General features: G+C 45.5%; 15 protein-coding genes. All 15 read left to right on the top strand.

Annotated elements, in window-relative coordinates:
- The first annotated feature begins 74 nt into the window (after positions 1–74).
- The 15 genes from ccsA to KE626_RS17195 all read left to right on the top strand — a co-directional run bounded on the left by ccsA (position 75) and on the right by KE626_RS17195 (position 15,302).
- Entirely contained in the window at positions 75–2,558 is a 2,484-nt protein-coding gene (gene ccsA, locus KE626_RS17265) for a cytochrome c biogenesis protein CcsA (protein ID WP_211974178.1), read from the top strand.
- A 202-nt stretch (positions 2,559–2,760) separates the two neighbouring features.
- Positions 2,761–3,762, top strand: coding sequence for an alpha/beta hydrolase (locus tag KE626_RS17260; RefSeq protein ID WP_211974177.1), 1,002 nt, complete (start codon positions 2,761–2,763; stop codon positions 3,760–3,762).
- 118 nt (positions 3,763–3,880) lie between these two features.
- On the top strand, positions 3,881–4,465 hold the full coding sequence (locus tag KE626_RS17255) for a DUF4294 domain-containing protein (RefSeq protein ID WP_211974400.1): 585 nt from the start codon (positions 3,881–3,883) through the stop codon (positions 4,463–4,465).
- Between the two features lie 46 nt (positions 4,466–4,511).
- Positions 4,512–5,009: a hypothetical protein gene (locus KE626_RS17250; protein ID WP_211974176.1), complete on the top strand. Its 498-nt coding sequence runs from the start codon at positions 4,512–4,514 to the stop codon at positions 5,007–5,009.
- A gap of 35 nt (positions 5,010–5,044) precedes the next feature.
- Positions 5,045–5,773, top strand: a complete 729-nt coding sequence (gene bshB1, locus KE626_RS17245) for a bacillithiol biosynthesis deacetylase BshB1 (RefSeq protein ID WP_211974175.1) — start codon at positions 5,045–5,047, stop codon at positions 5,771–5,773.
- A gap of 121 nt (positions 5,774–5,894) precedes the next feature.
- Positions 5,895–6,800: a serine hydrolase gene (locus KE626_RS17240; protein WP_211974174.1), complete on the top strand. Its 906-nt coding sequence runs from the start codon at positions 5,895–5,897 to the stop codon at positions 6,798–6,800.
- 423 nt (positions 6,801–7,223) lie between these two features.
- Positions 7,224–7,778 carry a peroxiredoxin gene (locus KE626_RS17235; RefSeq protein ID WP_211974173.1) on the top strand — a complete coding sequence of 185 codons (555 nt, stop codon included), beginning with the start codon at positions 7,224–7,226 and terminating at the stop codon, positions 7,776–7,778.
- A gap of 107 nt (positions 7,779–7,885) precedes the next feature.
- A complete protein-coding gene (locus KE626_RS17230) occupies positions 7,886–8,473 on the top strand; it encodes a carboxymuconolactone decarboxylase family protein (RefSeq protein ID WP_211974172.1) in 588 nt (195 codons plus the stop codon).
- Between the two features lie 193 nt (positions 8,474–8,666).
- Positions 8,667–8,903 carry a 50S ribosomal protein L28 gene (rpmB, locus tag KE626_RS17225; protein ID WP_089759466.1) on the top strand — a complete coding sequence of 79 codons (237 nt, stop codon included), beginning with the start codon at positions 8,667–8,669 and terminating at the stop codon, positions 8,901–8,903.
- A gap of 30 nt (positions 8,904–8,933) precedes the next feature.
- Positions 8,934–9,116, top strand: a complete 183-nt coding sequence (gene rpmG / locus KE626_RS17220) for a 50S ribosomal protein L33 (protein WP_089896023.1) — start codon at positions 8,934–8,936, stop codon at positions 9,114–9,116.
- Between the two features lie 74 nt (positions 9,117–9,190).
- The gene (locus tag KE626_RS17215) at positions 9,191–9,364 is read left to right on the top strand and encodes a DUF4295 family protein (RefSeq protein ID WP_211974171.1); all 174 of its coding nucleotides are present in this window, start codon (positions 9,191–9,193) and stop codon (positions 9,362–9,364) included.
- Positions 9,365–9,751: 387 nt separating this feature from the next.
- Complete coding sequence (gene ftsY, locus KE626_RS17210; protein ID WP_211974170.1) at positions 9,752–10,714, top strand: signal recognition particle-docking protein FtsY; 963 nt, start codon at positions 9,752–9,754, stop codon at positions 10,712–10,714.
- A gap of 209 nt (positions 10,715–10,923) precedes the next feature.
- Entirely contained in the window at positions 10,924–11,805 is an 882-nt protein-coding gene (locus KE626_RS17205; RefSeq protein WP_211974169.1) for a cupin-like domain-containing protein, read from the top strand.
- Positions 11,806–12,028: 223 nt separating this feature from the next.
- Positions 12,029–13,336, top strand: coding sequence for a 30S ribosomal protein S12 methylthiotransferase RimO (gene rimO, locus KE626_RS17200; RefSeq protein WP_211974168.1), 1,308 nt, complete (start codon positions 12,029–12,031; stop codon positions 13,334–13,336).
- Positions 13,337–13,517: 181 nt separating this feature from the next.
- A complete protein-coding gene (locus KE626_RS17195) occupies positions 13,518–15,302 on the top strand; it encodes a DEAD/DEAH box helicase (RefSeq protein WP_211974167.1) in 1,785 nt (594 codons plus the stop codon).
- Positions 15,303–15,327: the final 25 nt, after the last annotated feature.

Genomic DNA, 15,327 nt, shown 5'->3' with positions numbered 1-15,327 from the left:
TTTGACCCGGTATATCAATAACAAAGCATCAGGATGGTCAGGTGCCGGAATATTCACATCTCTAGAGGAATTTTATGAAGTTTGTAGGGGAACATTTACTGCCGGGCCAATTGGGCCACTTCTTTGCCATACTGGCATTTGTAGCATCTATGGTAGCCACCGTGGCTTATTATAATGTGGTTAAATCGAAAGATCCTGCTGCACAGGATTCCTGGAAAAGACTGGCCCGCTGGTCTTTTATTATACAATCAGCTGCTGTTATCGCCGTTTTCAGCTGCCTGTACTATATCCTTTACAATCACTATTTTGAATATAAATACGCGTGGCGTAATACCTCCCGTGATCTGCCCGTATATTACCTGCTGTCCAGTCTCTGGTCCGACCAGGAAGGAAGCTTCCTGCTCTGGAGTATCTGGAACAGTATTCTCGGAATTATCCTGATCCGTACTTCCAAAAAGTGGGAAGCACCGGTGATGACCACTTTCTCCCTGGCACAGTTTATCATGGCCAGCATGCTGCTGGGCATCTTTGTATTGGGCTATAAAGTGGGCAGCAATCCGTTCATGCTGCTCAGAGAAGCACCTGAAAATCAGCTGGCGCCTATTTTCCAGACGCCCGATTATATGCAGCATATCCACGATGGTAATGGTCTGAACGTCACCCTGCAGAACTACTGGATGGTTATACACCCGCCAATACTGTTCCTGGGCTTCGCTTCCATGATCATCCCGTTTGCTTTCGCTTTTGCGGGCATCTGGACCCGCGATTATACCGGCTGGGTAAAACCGGTACAGCCATGGGGGCTCTTTGCCATTATGCTGCTGGGAACCGGTATTATGATGGGCGCTGCATGGGCCTATGAGTCTCTCAACTTCGGTGGTTACTGGGCCTGGGATCCGGTAGAAAACGCATCGCTGGTGCCATGGCTCACCATGGTGGCGGGTGTGCATACGTTGCTGGCCTATAAAGCTACCGGCCACTCGCTGAAATCCACCATCTTCTTCTTCTTTATTTCCTATGTGTTGATTCTCTATTCTTCCTTCCTCACCAAGAGCGGGGTTTTAGGAGATACTTCCGTACACTCGTTTACAGATATGGGGATGACGGCACAGTTGCTTTTTGCTATGCTGGTATTCACTATACCATCTATCACTTTATTGATTATACGCAGAAAGGACATTCCATCCGTAAAGAAAGAAGAAAACAGCTACTCCCGCGAGTTCTGGCTGTTTGTTGGTTCGCTGATCCTGCTGATCGCCGCCATCCAGATCACTTTCACCACTTCGATACCAGTATGGAATAAATTACTGAGCGCATTCGGACTGAAGTCGCTGTTTAACATGAACGATATTGCGCCGCCGTCAGACAGTATCTTCCACTATAATAAAATCCAGATCTGGATTGCCATTGTATTGGGCGTATTAACGGCTATCGTACAGTTCATGAGATACAAGGATACGCCACGGGGCATGATTACAAAGAAACTGGCCCTGCCTACACTGGTATCATTATTATTAACCGGACTGGTAGCCTGGAAAGGTACTATCACCTACGATACTTATGGTGCAGGGTTCCTTACCGCGATTTACCTGATGCTGTTTGCCAGCATTTATGCGATCGTGGGCAACGTTACCTATATTTTCACCGGGCTGAAAGGTAAACTGAAAAATGCCGGCGCCTCTGTAGCGCATATCGGTTTTGGTATGGTGTTGTTAGGGGTGTTGATTTCTTCCTCCAAAATGGAAATAATTTCGCTGGATCGGATGAAGATGTTGAATGATGGCTTCTTCAGAAAAGAAAGCAAACAGAATCCGCGCGAAAATATTATGCTGCCCAGGGATGTACCGGTACAGATGGGCGACTATCATGTTACCTATGGCGGCGACTCTGTTGCGCAGGGGGATCCTAAAACCTATTACAAGGTTCACTATGAGAAAAAAGATCGTCAGACCGGTAAGATAACCGAGAAATTTACCCTCTACCCGGATGCGTTTGTGAACAGGAAAGAAAACGCGATTTCTTCCAATCCTGCTTCCAGGCACTATCTGACCAGGGATATTTTCACCTATGTGTCTGCTGCGCCCAACAAGGAGGAAGAAGCGAAAGCCGATACTACTCCCTATATAACGCATGAAATGAAACAGGGTGATTCTGTATTCTTCTCCAAAGGATTTATTGTGCTGAAAGGACTGAATACCAAACCGGAAAGCCGCAATTATGTTGCTCAAAGTGGTGATCTGGCGGTTGGTGCGGAACTGGAAGTATTCACGCAAACAGATGATCACTTCAAATTACAACCTGTCTATTTTATCCGCGACAGCAGCTACCAGTATAGTGTGGAAGATACGCTGGCGCCACTGGGACTGAATGTACGGTTCTCTAAAATTATGCCTGCGGAAAATAAGATAGAACTGAAGGTAAAAGAAGCCGCCGGCTTCAGTGATTATATTGTGATGAAGGCCATGATATTCCCTTATATCAACGTATTATGGCTGGGCATCCTTATCACCATCTTTGGTACTGCCATGAGTATTTATCAGAAAGTAAGAAGAAGATAACCATTTATAGGAAGCGGAAAGCTAAAAGCCGAAAGCAAAAAGCTATCGAAGAGAATGATGACTACAGACCACTTATCTGTTCTTCATTCTCTTCGATAGCTTTTTGCTTTCGGCTTTTAGCGTTTTTTCTTTATAAATTAACCCCGATGTGTAGCACGTCTCAGAATTCTTATCTACATTTAGTTTATTAAATATTCTTGCGATGCGTAGGTGGTTGCGTATATCCCTTATCGTTATAGCCACGCTTTCAGTGGTATACCTCCTGGGCCCCAAACCGGCGGATCCGGTGTATAATCACGCGCTGCCGGCAGTACCAGCGGCAGGGGCGGCATTAGAGGATTATATACAGGCAAAGGAGGCAAAACACCGGCTGAAGCCTGATAATGAGGCCCGCATAGTATGGAATGATTCCACCCATCAGAAAACACCTTATGCCGTGGTATACCTGCATGGTTTCTCCGCCAGCCAGGAAGAAGGCAATCCTGTACATCGCAATTTTGCAAAGCGTTTTGGCTGTAACCTTTATTTATCGAGGCTGGACGGACACGGTATTGATACCTCGGATCCCCTGTTAAATATGACTGCTGAAGGTTTATGGAAAGACGCGGAGGAAGCACTGAGTATAGGCAAAGCGTTGGGCGACAAGGTGATCCTGTTAAGTACCTCCACCGGTGGTACGCTGGCATTACAACTGGCCGCCGCTTATCCCAATGATGTGTATGCCCTGATCAATATGTCGCCCAATGTGGCTATCAACGACCGGCTCGCCTTCCTGGCCAATAATCCCTGGGGCCTGCAGCTGGCCAGGCTGGTCAGCAAAGGGGATTTCAGGAAAACCAATGACCAGGATCCGCAGCGGGCAAAGTACTGGAATAATCAATACCGTCTGGAAGCGGTGGTACAGCTGGAAAGCCTGCTGGAATCAACGATGACCACCCAAACGTTTGAAAAAATACATCAGCCAGTGTTGAATTTATATTATTATAAAGATGAAGAACACCAGGATCCCACTGTGAAAGTTTCCGCTATCCTGTTTATGCAGCAGGAACTGGGGACCTCCGAAACACAAAAGGTGGCGTTGCCCATTCCCGGAGCAGGGGCGCATGTAATGGGTTCGGCACTCACCGGTCACGACCTCCCGGCAGTGGAAAAAGCGATCAATGATTTCGCTGTCAACACGTTAAAAATGACGCCGGTCCGGTAGCAGGATTTAGTTATCTTCAAGTCTCAAAACTTTTTTAACTTGTGATAACATTCTATATCTAAGCAACGTTAACTTATCTATGCGGCTTTGTTTTAAACAGATCATCGTTTTGGTTTTCATGGTATTGGGCATATCCCTCTGTCATACAGGTGCGATGGCGCAGGAGGCGCATGGTGCGGACGTAATTCCGCTGCATGCCATCGTTGTAGGCCACGACACCATCCCCGTGATCACCCTGGCGATATTTGATGTGGTAGAGAAAATGCCGAAAGCGCTGCGTAAGGAACGCGAGCGCTGGAGCCGCCTGCGTAATGCTGTATACGTAACTTATCCTTATGCCAGGTCTGCTGCCAAAGTGCTGAAAGATGTGAACAGCAGCATGGTTAACATGAACAAAAGGGAACGCAAAGCTTTCCTGGCTACCAAAGAAAAAGAACTGAAAGCCCAATTTGGCGATAAACTGGAAAATCTCTCCGTATACCAGGGTAAAGTACTCATGAAACTGATCGATCGCGAAACTGGTCAGAACTGCTTTGAAATTATCAAGGAGCTCAAAGGCGGATTCAATGCCCGCGTATGGCAAACCGTCGCCTTCTTTTTTGGCGGAAACCTGAAGAGTGAATACGACAAGCAGGAAGACAAAGACATCGAGGTGATTGTCCAGGAACTGGAAATGTACCAGCACTACCGCGCCTACAATTAATTCTGCTATCTTCGTAATATTCGCCTGTCATGAAAAAGGGATTATTATGAAAGCAAGGATCTTACTTACCAGCTTACTGTTTATATCAATAGGCGCTGCGGCGCAGTCTGTAGCAGACGACGACCCTGTGTATGTACTGGACAGCGTAGTGGTTACCCAAACCGCTATCGGCCAGGTAACCCCGGACCGTATCGGTGTTATTACCATTGCCAAAGGCTCTAAAGCAGTACTGAAATATGGCAGCCAGGCAGCCAACGGCGTAGTATATATAGAAACCAAACCCTTTGCCCGTAAACGGGTGAATGCATTGCTGAGCAATGAATCTCCGGCATATGACAGCCTGTTGCAGAAATATGGCAACGACAGCAGTTTTTACTTTATCGTAAACGGTAAACCCATTGTACCCACCAATGAAACCGGTTTGATGACAATAGACCGTAAAACATTCCGCTCTGTAAGGATCATCTCTGAAAAAGAAGTACAGGATAAGTACCAGGTAATGGACCGGAAGGCCGGGGTGGTCATCACCAGTTCAGAAGATTAAATATTTTCCCATCTTTGCACCTCAATTTACAGCATATGAAACTGGATATACTGGCTATAGCTGTGCACCCGGACGATGTAGAACTGGGCTGTGCAGGCACATTGATGATACATGCGCAACAGGGACTGAAGGTGGGAGTAGTGGATCTTACGCGCGGAGAGCTGGGTACCCGTGGTACTCCTGCACTCCGGGAGCAGGAAGCGCAGGCGGCGGCAGAGATCATGGGACTGGAAGTTCGTGAAAACCTCGGCCTGGCTGATGGTTTCTTCCGGAATGATACGATGGAGCAGATGGCCATCATTACTGCCATCCGCAAGTTCCGGCCCGATATCGTGCTGGCTAATGCCATGGATGACCGTCATCCGGACCATGGACGCGCCGGCAAACTGATAGCCGACAGCTGTTTCCTGGCAGGGTTAAGGAAAGTAGAAACCACATTAGACGGACAGCCGCAGGAAGCATGGCGTCCGCGGCAGGTGTTCCACTTCCTGCAGGACCGTTATCATGAGCCCGACTTTGTAATAGATATCACCGCCGTAATGGAGCGGAAACTGGATGCTATCCGCAGTTTCAGTTCCCAGTTCCTGGCGCCAAAGGATAATGAGCCGCAAACCTACATTTCCGGGGCCGGATTTTTCGACAGCGTCGTTTACCGCGCCAAGATGCTGGGCAAGATGATAGGAGTGGAGTATGCCGAAGGATATACTTCTGCAAAGATGATAGGTGTACGGAGTTTTAAAGATTTCATCAGCGAAAATACCTGAGTAAAATTATTAATATGCTATGCAGCGCAGATCACCCCGGGTGGTTTCCGCTGCATTTTTTGTTAGCAGGCGCCTGTTTTCGGGTGTAAGAAAATAATTGCTATTTATTTATCTTGGTAATATGAAAAAGCTCCCTCTTTTCGGGTTACTGACCTTAATGGCGTTACCTGCCATTGCCCAGAAAACCGATAAACGCCTTGCCGCCGTTTTAGCCCCGCTGCTGTCATCTTTCCATGGACAGGCAGGCATATATGTCCATCATCTCAAAAAGGACCGTGTGGTGGCTATAAATGCCGATACCACGTTTCCTACGGCGAGTATGATTAAAACCGCGATCCAGGTGGGTATTTTTGATAAGCTGGCCAAAGGGGAGCTGAAATACCAGCAACCCCTGGTTTACCGCGATTCGTTATTATACCAGGGAGAGGATATCCTCGGTTCTTTCCGCGACAGCGAGCAGATTGCCCTGGATAAGGTAGTGATGCTGATGCTGACCATGAGCGATAACACAGCAAGTTTGTGGCTGCAGTCGCTGGCAGGAGGAGGAGTGGTGATTAACCAATGGTTGCAGGCGCATGGATTTGAGCATTTACGGGTTAATTCCCGGACCAAAGGCAGGGAGGCTAACCGGGCGGAATACGGATGGGGACAAACGAGTCCGCGTGAAATGGCGCGATTGATGGAGATGATCTATAAAGGGGAGGTGATCAGTGTTGCCGCAAGTGAGCGCATGTACCGGAACCTGACCCGTAACTATTGGGATGGGCAGGGGCTGACCCAGGTGCCCCCAAACGTTCGCACCGCGTCAAAAAATGGTGCGGTGGATGAATCACGTTCAGAAGTGATCATGGTAAATGCGCCTCATGGCGACTATGTATATTGTATTATTACCAAAAACAACAAGGACCAGGGTTGGAACCATGATAATGAGGCATGGCAATTATTGCGGAAGGTGGGTTTTGCGATCTGGCAGCATTACGAACCGGCCAGCCAATGGAAACCCGACCCCGCTTTGGGGCAGTTTTAGGAACGGTCAATGGGACCCGCTAAACACTAAATGAACAGATCTCGTGTAGCGTCGAATTCATCGTGTTTAATGATACTGTTTTTGATAAACGGAATCAAAGCAAGTCCAATCGTTATAACCACCAGTAATACGTATTTTTTTTTCATTTCCATGCTATTGCTATTAAAAAAGTCCACTTATATAACTAAATAACGTGCCAAAATGTTACAGAAATAGCATAAAAATGTTAACCCTGGAATAAATTTTTTGATTATATGCGCGTTACGGGTCAATACCCGTATTCCGGCGGTAAAAAATCCTATATATAGAGAAACTCAATGTCACATTTTTAAAATCTATTTGATTACTAATGAATGTAATGTGATCTTTGCGCCGTCAAAGAATAAAATCATTAGTCTGTAAATCAAAAAGAGAATAGTTATTATGAAAAATGTTATTTTATCCGTAGGGTCAGAGTTTCCCGAATTCAAAAAAACGGCTGTTGTTTCTATCGAAAAAGGTAAAGAGTTTTATGAGTTGTCTTCTGAAGAACTGAAAAACTCAGGCAAGTGGATGGTAATGTTTTGGTGGCCTAAAGACTTCACTTTTGTATGTCCTACTGAAATAGCTGAATTTAACAAACATGCGCAGGATTTCGCTGATCGTGATGCTGTTTTGATCGGTGCTTCTACTGACAGTGAATTTGTGCATGCTGCATGGAGAAGAGATCATGAAGATCTGCGTGGATTACAGTTCCCTATGCTGGCGGATACTTCAAAATCCCTTGCCACTGAGCTGGGTATCCTGGAAGCCAATGAAAAGGTAGCTTACCGTGCTACTTACATTGTAGATCCTCAGGGTATTGTACGTTGGGTTTCCCTGTACGATCTGTCTGTAGGCCGTAGCGTAAAAGAAGTATTGCGTGTGCTGGATGCGCTGCAAACAGATGAACTGTGCCCTTGCAACTGGACTAAGGGTGAAGCTACGCTGGCTGTTTAATTTATCTGATACTTTCGTTTTATTATCCGGATATTTTGGGGAGATGAAGATGTATTCATCTCCCCGGATATTCGGACTAAAATGATAAAATAAAAAAATTACATATTATGTTTGCAACTACAAATCAGGATACGGCGGTTCAATTGCTGGAAGCGGTTGGATTAACGGGTGAGCAGGTATCAGGTAAACTGCAGGCGCTTGTAAATGTGGATGCGCGTTACCTGAAAGATCTGAAGATCAATGTAACCAATTCACTGGCGGCGGCTACCCTGTCGAAAAAGGAAGCTTACCTGATCGGGGTGGCAGTAGCAGTAAATGAGAAGCATGCAGGGCTCCGGGAAGCTTTTGAAAAGCTGGCGACCCAGGAAGGTGCAGGAGATAAGGATATTGCAGAGGTGATCAGTTGTACTTCCCTCATGAATGCGAACAACGTGTATTATCGTTTCAGGCATTTTGTGAATAAGGAATTTTACACGGCCACGCCGGCAGGCATCAGGATGAGCATTATGGCAAATCCGGTGTTGGGAAAAGAATTTTTTGAGTTGCTCAGCCTCGTGGTATCTGCGTTGAATGGTTGTGAAATGTGTGTGACTTCCCACGAAGAAGCTTTGTTGAAACATGGAACGGATCAGCAGAGAGTGTTGGAGGCGGTAAGATTGGGTGCTGTTTTACGCAGTCTTGTTGTATTATTGTAAAATTATTTTTCGGCAAAAGACAGATGAAAATTTGTCTGATAATCTTTTGATTATCAATATTTTGCATTGTGTTCGCATCTTAAGGGAAGGCACTTTACCGGTGGCTTTTACTGTACTTGTGAATAAATTCATTTAATAATATTTGCAAAATCCATAAAAAAATTGGACTTTTGCATTCCTAAATTTTTAGATCATGGCAAGAGTATGTCAGGTGACAGGAAAGAAGCCGATTACGGGTCACCATGTTTCCTTCTCCAACATCAAGACAAACAGAAGGTTTCTTCCTAACCTGCAAAAGAAACGTTTTTTCCTGGCAGAAGAAGACAAATGGATATCATTAAAAGTATCTGCTGACGGTTTGAGAACCATCAACAAGAGAGGTTTGTATGCAGTTGTGAAGGAATTGCGTGCAGCTGGTCAGGAAATCTAATTCTAAGACTCACTTAATTTGTAATACACAATGGCAAAAAAAGGTAATAGAGTACAGGTAATTCTGGAGTGCACAGAGCATAAGACTTCTGGCCAGCCCGGAACTTCCCGTTACATCTCTAACAAGAATAAGAAGAATACTCCTGAGCGTCTGGAGTTGAAAAAGTACAATCCTATTTTAAGGAAAGTTACTGTACACAAGGAAATTAAATAAGTAATTGTTGATGGTGAATGGCTGTATTCGCATACTGCCAGTTAGCCATTGGACCATAAAAACAATAGAATACAATGGCAAAAGTAGCATCTAAAAACGCGAAAGTTAAAGATACTAAAGCAGCAGCTGAATCAAAAGTATGGACCAAAGTTATCAGAGCAGTACGCTCTCCTAAATCCGGTGCTTATACTTTTAAGGAAGCAATCGTGCACAAGGACAAGATCCAGGAGCACATGAACCAAAAGTAATTCGGCTTTACTAATAATACTGAAAGGCTGTCCCGTTAAACGGACAGCTTTTTGTATTGGGATAGCTTGAATAGCTTTTAGCCATTAGCTTTTAGCAGTTAGCCTAATGCAGCGGTTGGAGGGAGTTATATAGCTTTTAACAGTTAGCCTAATGCAGCGGATGATAGAAGTGATAAAGTGATAACTGCTTTTTTGTAGGTTAACTAACAGCCCAATAGCCCCGGCTGGTAATAAAAAGTGCAGTAAAGACGATAACTGCTTATCTTCGCAGCATTTACTAACAGCTAACAGCTAATGGCTAAAAGCTATACAGCATTTACTAACTGCTAAAAGCTAATGGCTAACGGCTATTAACAACTAGCTGTCTCGACCCAATTAAACTAAACTATGAGCTTTTTCAATAAACTATTTTCCAGGGAGAAGAAGGAGAATCTGGATCAGGGTTTACAAAAAACCAAAGAGAGCTTCCTGAGTAAAATAGGACGCGCCATTGCGGGGAAATCAACCGTAGATACGGAAGTACTGGATAACCTGGAAGATGCCCTGATTTCCGCTGATGTTGGCGTAGACACCACTGTAAAAATCATTGACCGGATAGAGCAACGTGTTGCGAAAGATAAATACATGGGAACCAGTGAGTTGAACAGGATGTTGCAGGAAGAAATTGCAGCTATACTGGTAGACGCACCCGACAGCGGCTTCCGTGATTTTGATGTGCCGGCTGGTAAAAAGCCTTATGTCATTATGGTGGTGGGCGTAAATGGGGTGGGTAAAACCACGACCATCGGGAAGCTGGCATACAATTTTAAGAAGGCTGGTAAATCGGTGATGCTGGGGGCTGCGGATACGTTCCGTGCCGCAGCGGTAGATCAGCTCACTATCTGGAGCGAAAGGGCAGGCGTACCCATTGTAAAGCAGCAGATGGGCTCAGATCCCGGAGCGGTTGCTTTTGATACGGTACAAAGTGGCGCTGCAAAAGAAGTAGACGTTATTATTATAGATACAGCCGGTCGTTTGCATAACAAACTCCACCTGATGGATGAGTTAGGTAAGATCAAACGCGTCATGAAAAAAGTAATTCCGGATGCGCCACATGAAGTATTGTTGGTGCTTGATGGCTCTACCGGGCAAAATGCGCTCGAACAAGCCAAACAATTTACCGCTACCACCGAAGTAACTGCTCTTGCAATTACCAAACTGGATGGCACCGCTAAAGGCGGGGTAGTACTGGCCATCGCCAACCAGTTTAAAATACCTGTTAAATACATTGGTATCGGTGAAAAAATGGAGGATTTACAGGTGTTTAATAAAGAATCTTTCGTAGACTCACTGTTTAGTGTAAACTCCTGATTATCTGTTAATTGTGAATGATATCTGTTAATTGGCACAAAGCTTATTTAAGATTTTACTTTAAATAATATCATTGTTCGGGCTCCCTGTACGGAGCCCGGCCATTTTCATCAACTTTCAACCTGTTTCTTTGTTTTGATAAAATAAAACTGCATTTATTACATTTGAATAATTGTTCCCTTTTTGTACCCTTTTAACAATTCGTAAGTATGATAGTACAGCACATAGATCGAGTTGAAGATATTACACCAGCGGAATTCAAGAAGAACTACTACCTTCCACGTAAACCTGTTATCATCGCAGCAGGGGGCCTTAGCAAAAACTGGCCGGCTTATTCAAAGTGGACATGGGATTATTTCAAATCAATAGTGGGTGACAAGACAGTGGGGGTATATAATAATGAACGCGCCGGCGTAAATACCCTTGTGAACGGAGCAGATGATTACATTACTTTTGGTGAATACCTGAGTATGGTGGAGCGGGGACCGGTAGCCCTCCGCATTTTCCTTTTCAATATCTTTCAACACGCACCGCAACTGGTGGAGGATTTTACCTGGCCGGATCAGCTGGCTTCAGGATTTCTCAAGAAATACCCCATGCTATTTGTGGGCGGAGCCGGGTCGGTAGCGCATATGCACTACGATATTGACCTGTCTCATATCTTTCATACCCAGTTCCTCGGACGTAAAAGGGTGCTCTTGCTGGAAAACAAACAGGCGCCGTTTATTTATCGCATGCCTTTTACGGTAGAGAGCGCTGCTAATTTTGTTAACTGGCACGAGAACCTGGATTTTGAACAGTTTCCGGCACTGAAACATGCCAAAGGATACACCACTATTCTGAATCATGGCGATACCATGTTCATGCCGGCTGGTTACTGGCATCATATGGAATACCTCGACGGCGGCTTTGCTATGAGTCTGCGTGCAATGGACCCTACCCTCCTGGGCAAATTAAACGGGCTGTACCACCTCGTAGGCCTCAGAGGCATGAATAACCTGATGATTAAAATGGCCCCCACCTGGTGGTATTATTATAAAAGGAAGCTCGCGCGTGAACGCGCAAACAAGGCTTTACAGGAATTAAGTTAGCCTCTTCCGCAGAATTTATGCTAAGTAGCTAGTCAACAGATACTTAGCATAAATTTCTAATTATCAATTCTTTTTGCTACCTTTGCACCTTCCTTATTTCAACCCCCACTAAGACTCAAGTCACATACAGTAAGTCTGCTGTTAAATTCAATCAGTGTCTGTGTGTCTTCGTGGCGGTAGCAGTTCAAAGAATGCTGGACTGCTTGTAAAAAACAATTCGCGCTTGAAGACAAAAACTTTAAAGAAAGACAAGGTTAATATAATTACGCTTGGTTGTTCCAAGAATATGGTGGATTCAGAGGTGCTGAGCGGACAGCTCGTGGCCAATGATATCGATGTGGTACATGAAAGTGCCAAACGCGACCACAATATTGTAGTGGTGAACACCTGTGGTTTTATTGACAAGGCCAAAGAAGAATCGATTAATACCATCCTGGAGCAGGTAGAACTGAAGCAGCGTGGCAAACTGGACAAAGTGTATGTTACCGGTTGTTTGAGCGAGCGTTACCGCGGCGACCTGGAATCTGAAATAGCAGGTGTAGACGCATGGTTTGGTACCATGGAACTGCCCCTGATCCTCAAGAAATTTGATGCAGATTATAAAGCAGAGCTGATTGGCGAAAGATTACTGAGTACGCCATCTCACTATGCTTACCTGAAAATAGCAGAAGGTTGTAACCGTACCTGTTCATTTTGTGCGATTCCGTTGATGCGTGGCACTCACGTATCAAAACCCATAGAAGAGCTGGTACTGGAAGCAGAGAAACTGGTAAAATCCGGTGTGAAGGAAATTATGCTGATTGCGCAGGAGCTGACCTATTATGGCCTGGACCTGTATAAGCAACGCCGCCTTGGCGACCTGATGCGCGCCCTGGCAGGTGTGAAAGGACTGGAGTGGATCCGTCTCCATTACGCTTATCCCACGAAGTTCCCGATGGAAATTCTGGATGTAATGAATGAATTCCCCAATATCTGCAACTATATTGATATGCCATTGCAACATGCTTCCAATGCCATGTTGAAGGCAATGAAACGTCAGATTACCCGCGAGGAAATAGAAGAGCTGGTACATAACATCCGTGCGAAAGTGCCGGGTATCTGTTTACGTACCACACTGATTGCGGGCTTCCCCGGCGAAACGGAAGATGATGTGGAAGAACTGAAAGGCTTCCTGGAAAGAATGCGCTTTGATCGGGTAGGGGTGTTTACCTACAGCCATGAAGAGGGTACCAGCGCTTATGCACTGGAAGACAATATCCCGGCGGAAGAAAAAGAGAGAAGAGCGCAGGAGATCATGGAAGTACAACAGGAAATCTCCCTGGAAAAAAACCAGGAGAAAGTAGGGAAGGTGTTTAAAGTAATAGTAGATAAAAAGGAAGCGGGAAGATACCTCGCCCGCACCGAGTTTGATTCCGTGGAAGTAGATAATGAAGTGATTATCGACACTACCAAACGCCTGAAACCAGGCGATTTCGTGGAAGTTCGTATCACCAAGGCATTCGACTACGACCTCGAAGGAGAGCTGATATAAAGCTGAAAGCTAAAGGCAGAAAGCTACACAATAACGATTTCCAATAGCCGAAAGCTATCGCTCGAGGTTAAAAGCTAAAAGCTAACCGCTAACAGCTAAAACAATATATTTCTAACGGCCAACAGCTAACTGCTGGAAGCTATATCCACAGCTCCCGACGGAGCTTGATTAATGCAAATCAATGACTACATTTGAATCACTGGGCTTACAAGAGCCTATCTTAAAGGGAATTACGGACCTGGGCTTCGTTTCCCCAACCCCTATCCAGGAACAGGCAATACCTGTATTGTTAGGAGGCGACCGCGATTTCGTAGGTCTTGCCCAGACGGGCACCGGTAAGACTGCTGCATTTGGCCTGCCTTTGCTGCAGCAACTGGATCTGAAAATTAATAAACCACAGGGACTGATTTTATGTCCTACCCGTGAACTGTGTCTTCAGATCACGAGCGATCTGAAAAACTTTAGTAAATATCTCGGCGATGTCAGCATCGTAGCGGTATATGGCGGTTCCAGCATTGTACAGCAATTGCGTGAGCTGAAAAGAGGTGTCCACATCGTTGTAGCTACCCCAGGCCGTTTACTGGATATTATAGACCGTGGCGCCGTTAATTTTGAAAACGTACGTTACGCAGTACTGGATGAAGCAGATGAAATGCTGAATATGGGATTCCAGGAAGATATTAACAGCATCCTGTCTAATACCCCGGAAGGTAAAACTACCTGGTTGTTTTCCGCTACTATGCCACAGGAAGTTCGCCGTATCGCCAAAAAATACATGGAAGATCCGTTTGAACTGACCGTTGGCAGCAAAAACAGCGGTAACGTTAATATAGAACACGAATACTACGTAGTGCGCCCGCGTGAGAAATATGCGGCCCTCAAACGTATCGTGGATTTTAACCCTGAAATTTTTGGTATCATCTTTACCCGTACCAAAATTGAATCCCAGGAAATTGCTGAATCCCTGATTAAAGATGGCTACAATGCAGACGCTCTGCACGGTGACCTGACCCAACAGCAACGTGATAAAGTAATGAAACGTTTCCGCGAAAGAGCACTACAGGTGCTGGTAGCTACAGATGTGGCGGCCCGTGGTATTGACGTGGATAATGTTACACACGTTATTAACTACGATTTACCGGACGACGTAGAAAACTACACCCACAGAAGTGGCCGTACCGGAAGGGCTGGTAAATCAGGTATCTCTATTGCTATTATCAGCAGCCGCGATACCGGTAAGATCCGTCAGATCGAAAGGGTTATCCAGAAAAAATTTGTAAAAGCTGAAGTACCTGATGGTTTCGCAGTTTGTGAAAAACAACTGTTTGGCCTGGTACATAAAGTACATAATGTTGTGGTAAACGAAGAACAGATAGAGCCTTACATGGAGCGCATCAACGAAGAGTTTGCGTCTATGACCAAGGAAGAACTGATCAAACGTTTTGCTTCCCTCGAGTTCAACCAGTTCCTGGAATACTACCAGGATGCACCTGATCTGAATGCAAAAGACGACAGACGTTCAGGTACCTTTGGAGAAGACAGAGGACCACGCAGAAGCGATGGCAAATTCACCCGCTTATTCATCAACCTGGGTTCAGTAGATGATTTCAACCGCGGCGACATGCTCCGCTACCTGTGTGATAACACCGGCTTACGTGGCAACAAAATCGGTCGTATTGATCTGAAAGGTGTTTACTCTTTCTTTGAAGTAGAGAACGAAGAACTGGCTAAAGTAACTGAAGCTTTCAAGAAAGTGGAATACAATGGCCGCAGCGTGAGGATAGAAATGTCGCAGGATGGCGACAGACGTCCCCGCACTGGTGGAGATCGTGGTCCCCGCAGGGAAGACGGTCCGCGTAAAAGAAGCTGGAGCTCCGAAGGTGGCAGCCGCCCTGGTGGTAGCCGCAGCGGTGGTGAAAGACGCGAATTTGGCGGTGGTAAACCTCCGTACAAAAAGAAATACTAATCCGGTAACGGAAGCATGATAAGGG

This window comes from Chitinophaga hostae (assembly GCF_018224885.1).
GTDB lineage: Bacteria > Bacteroidota > Bacteroidia > Chitinophagales > Chitinophagaceae > Chitinophaga > Chitinophaga hostae.
The sequence above is the reverse complement of the archived record's forward strand: the minus strand, read 5'-3'. Positions and strand labels throughout refer to the sequence as shown.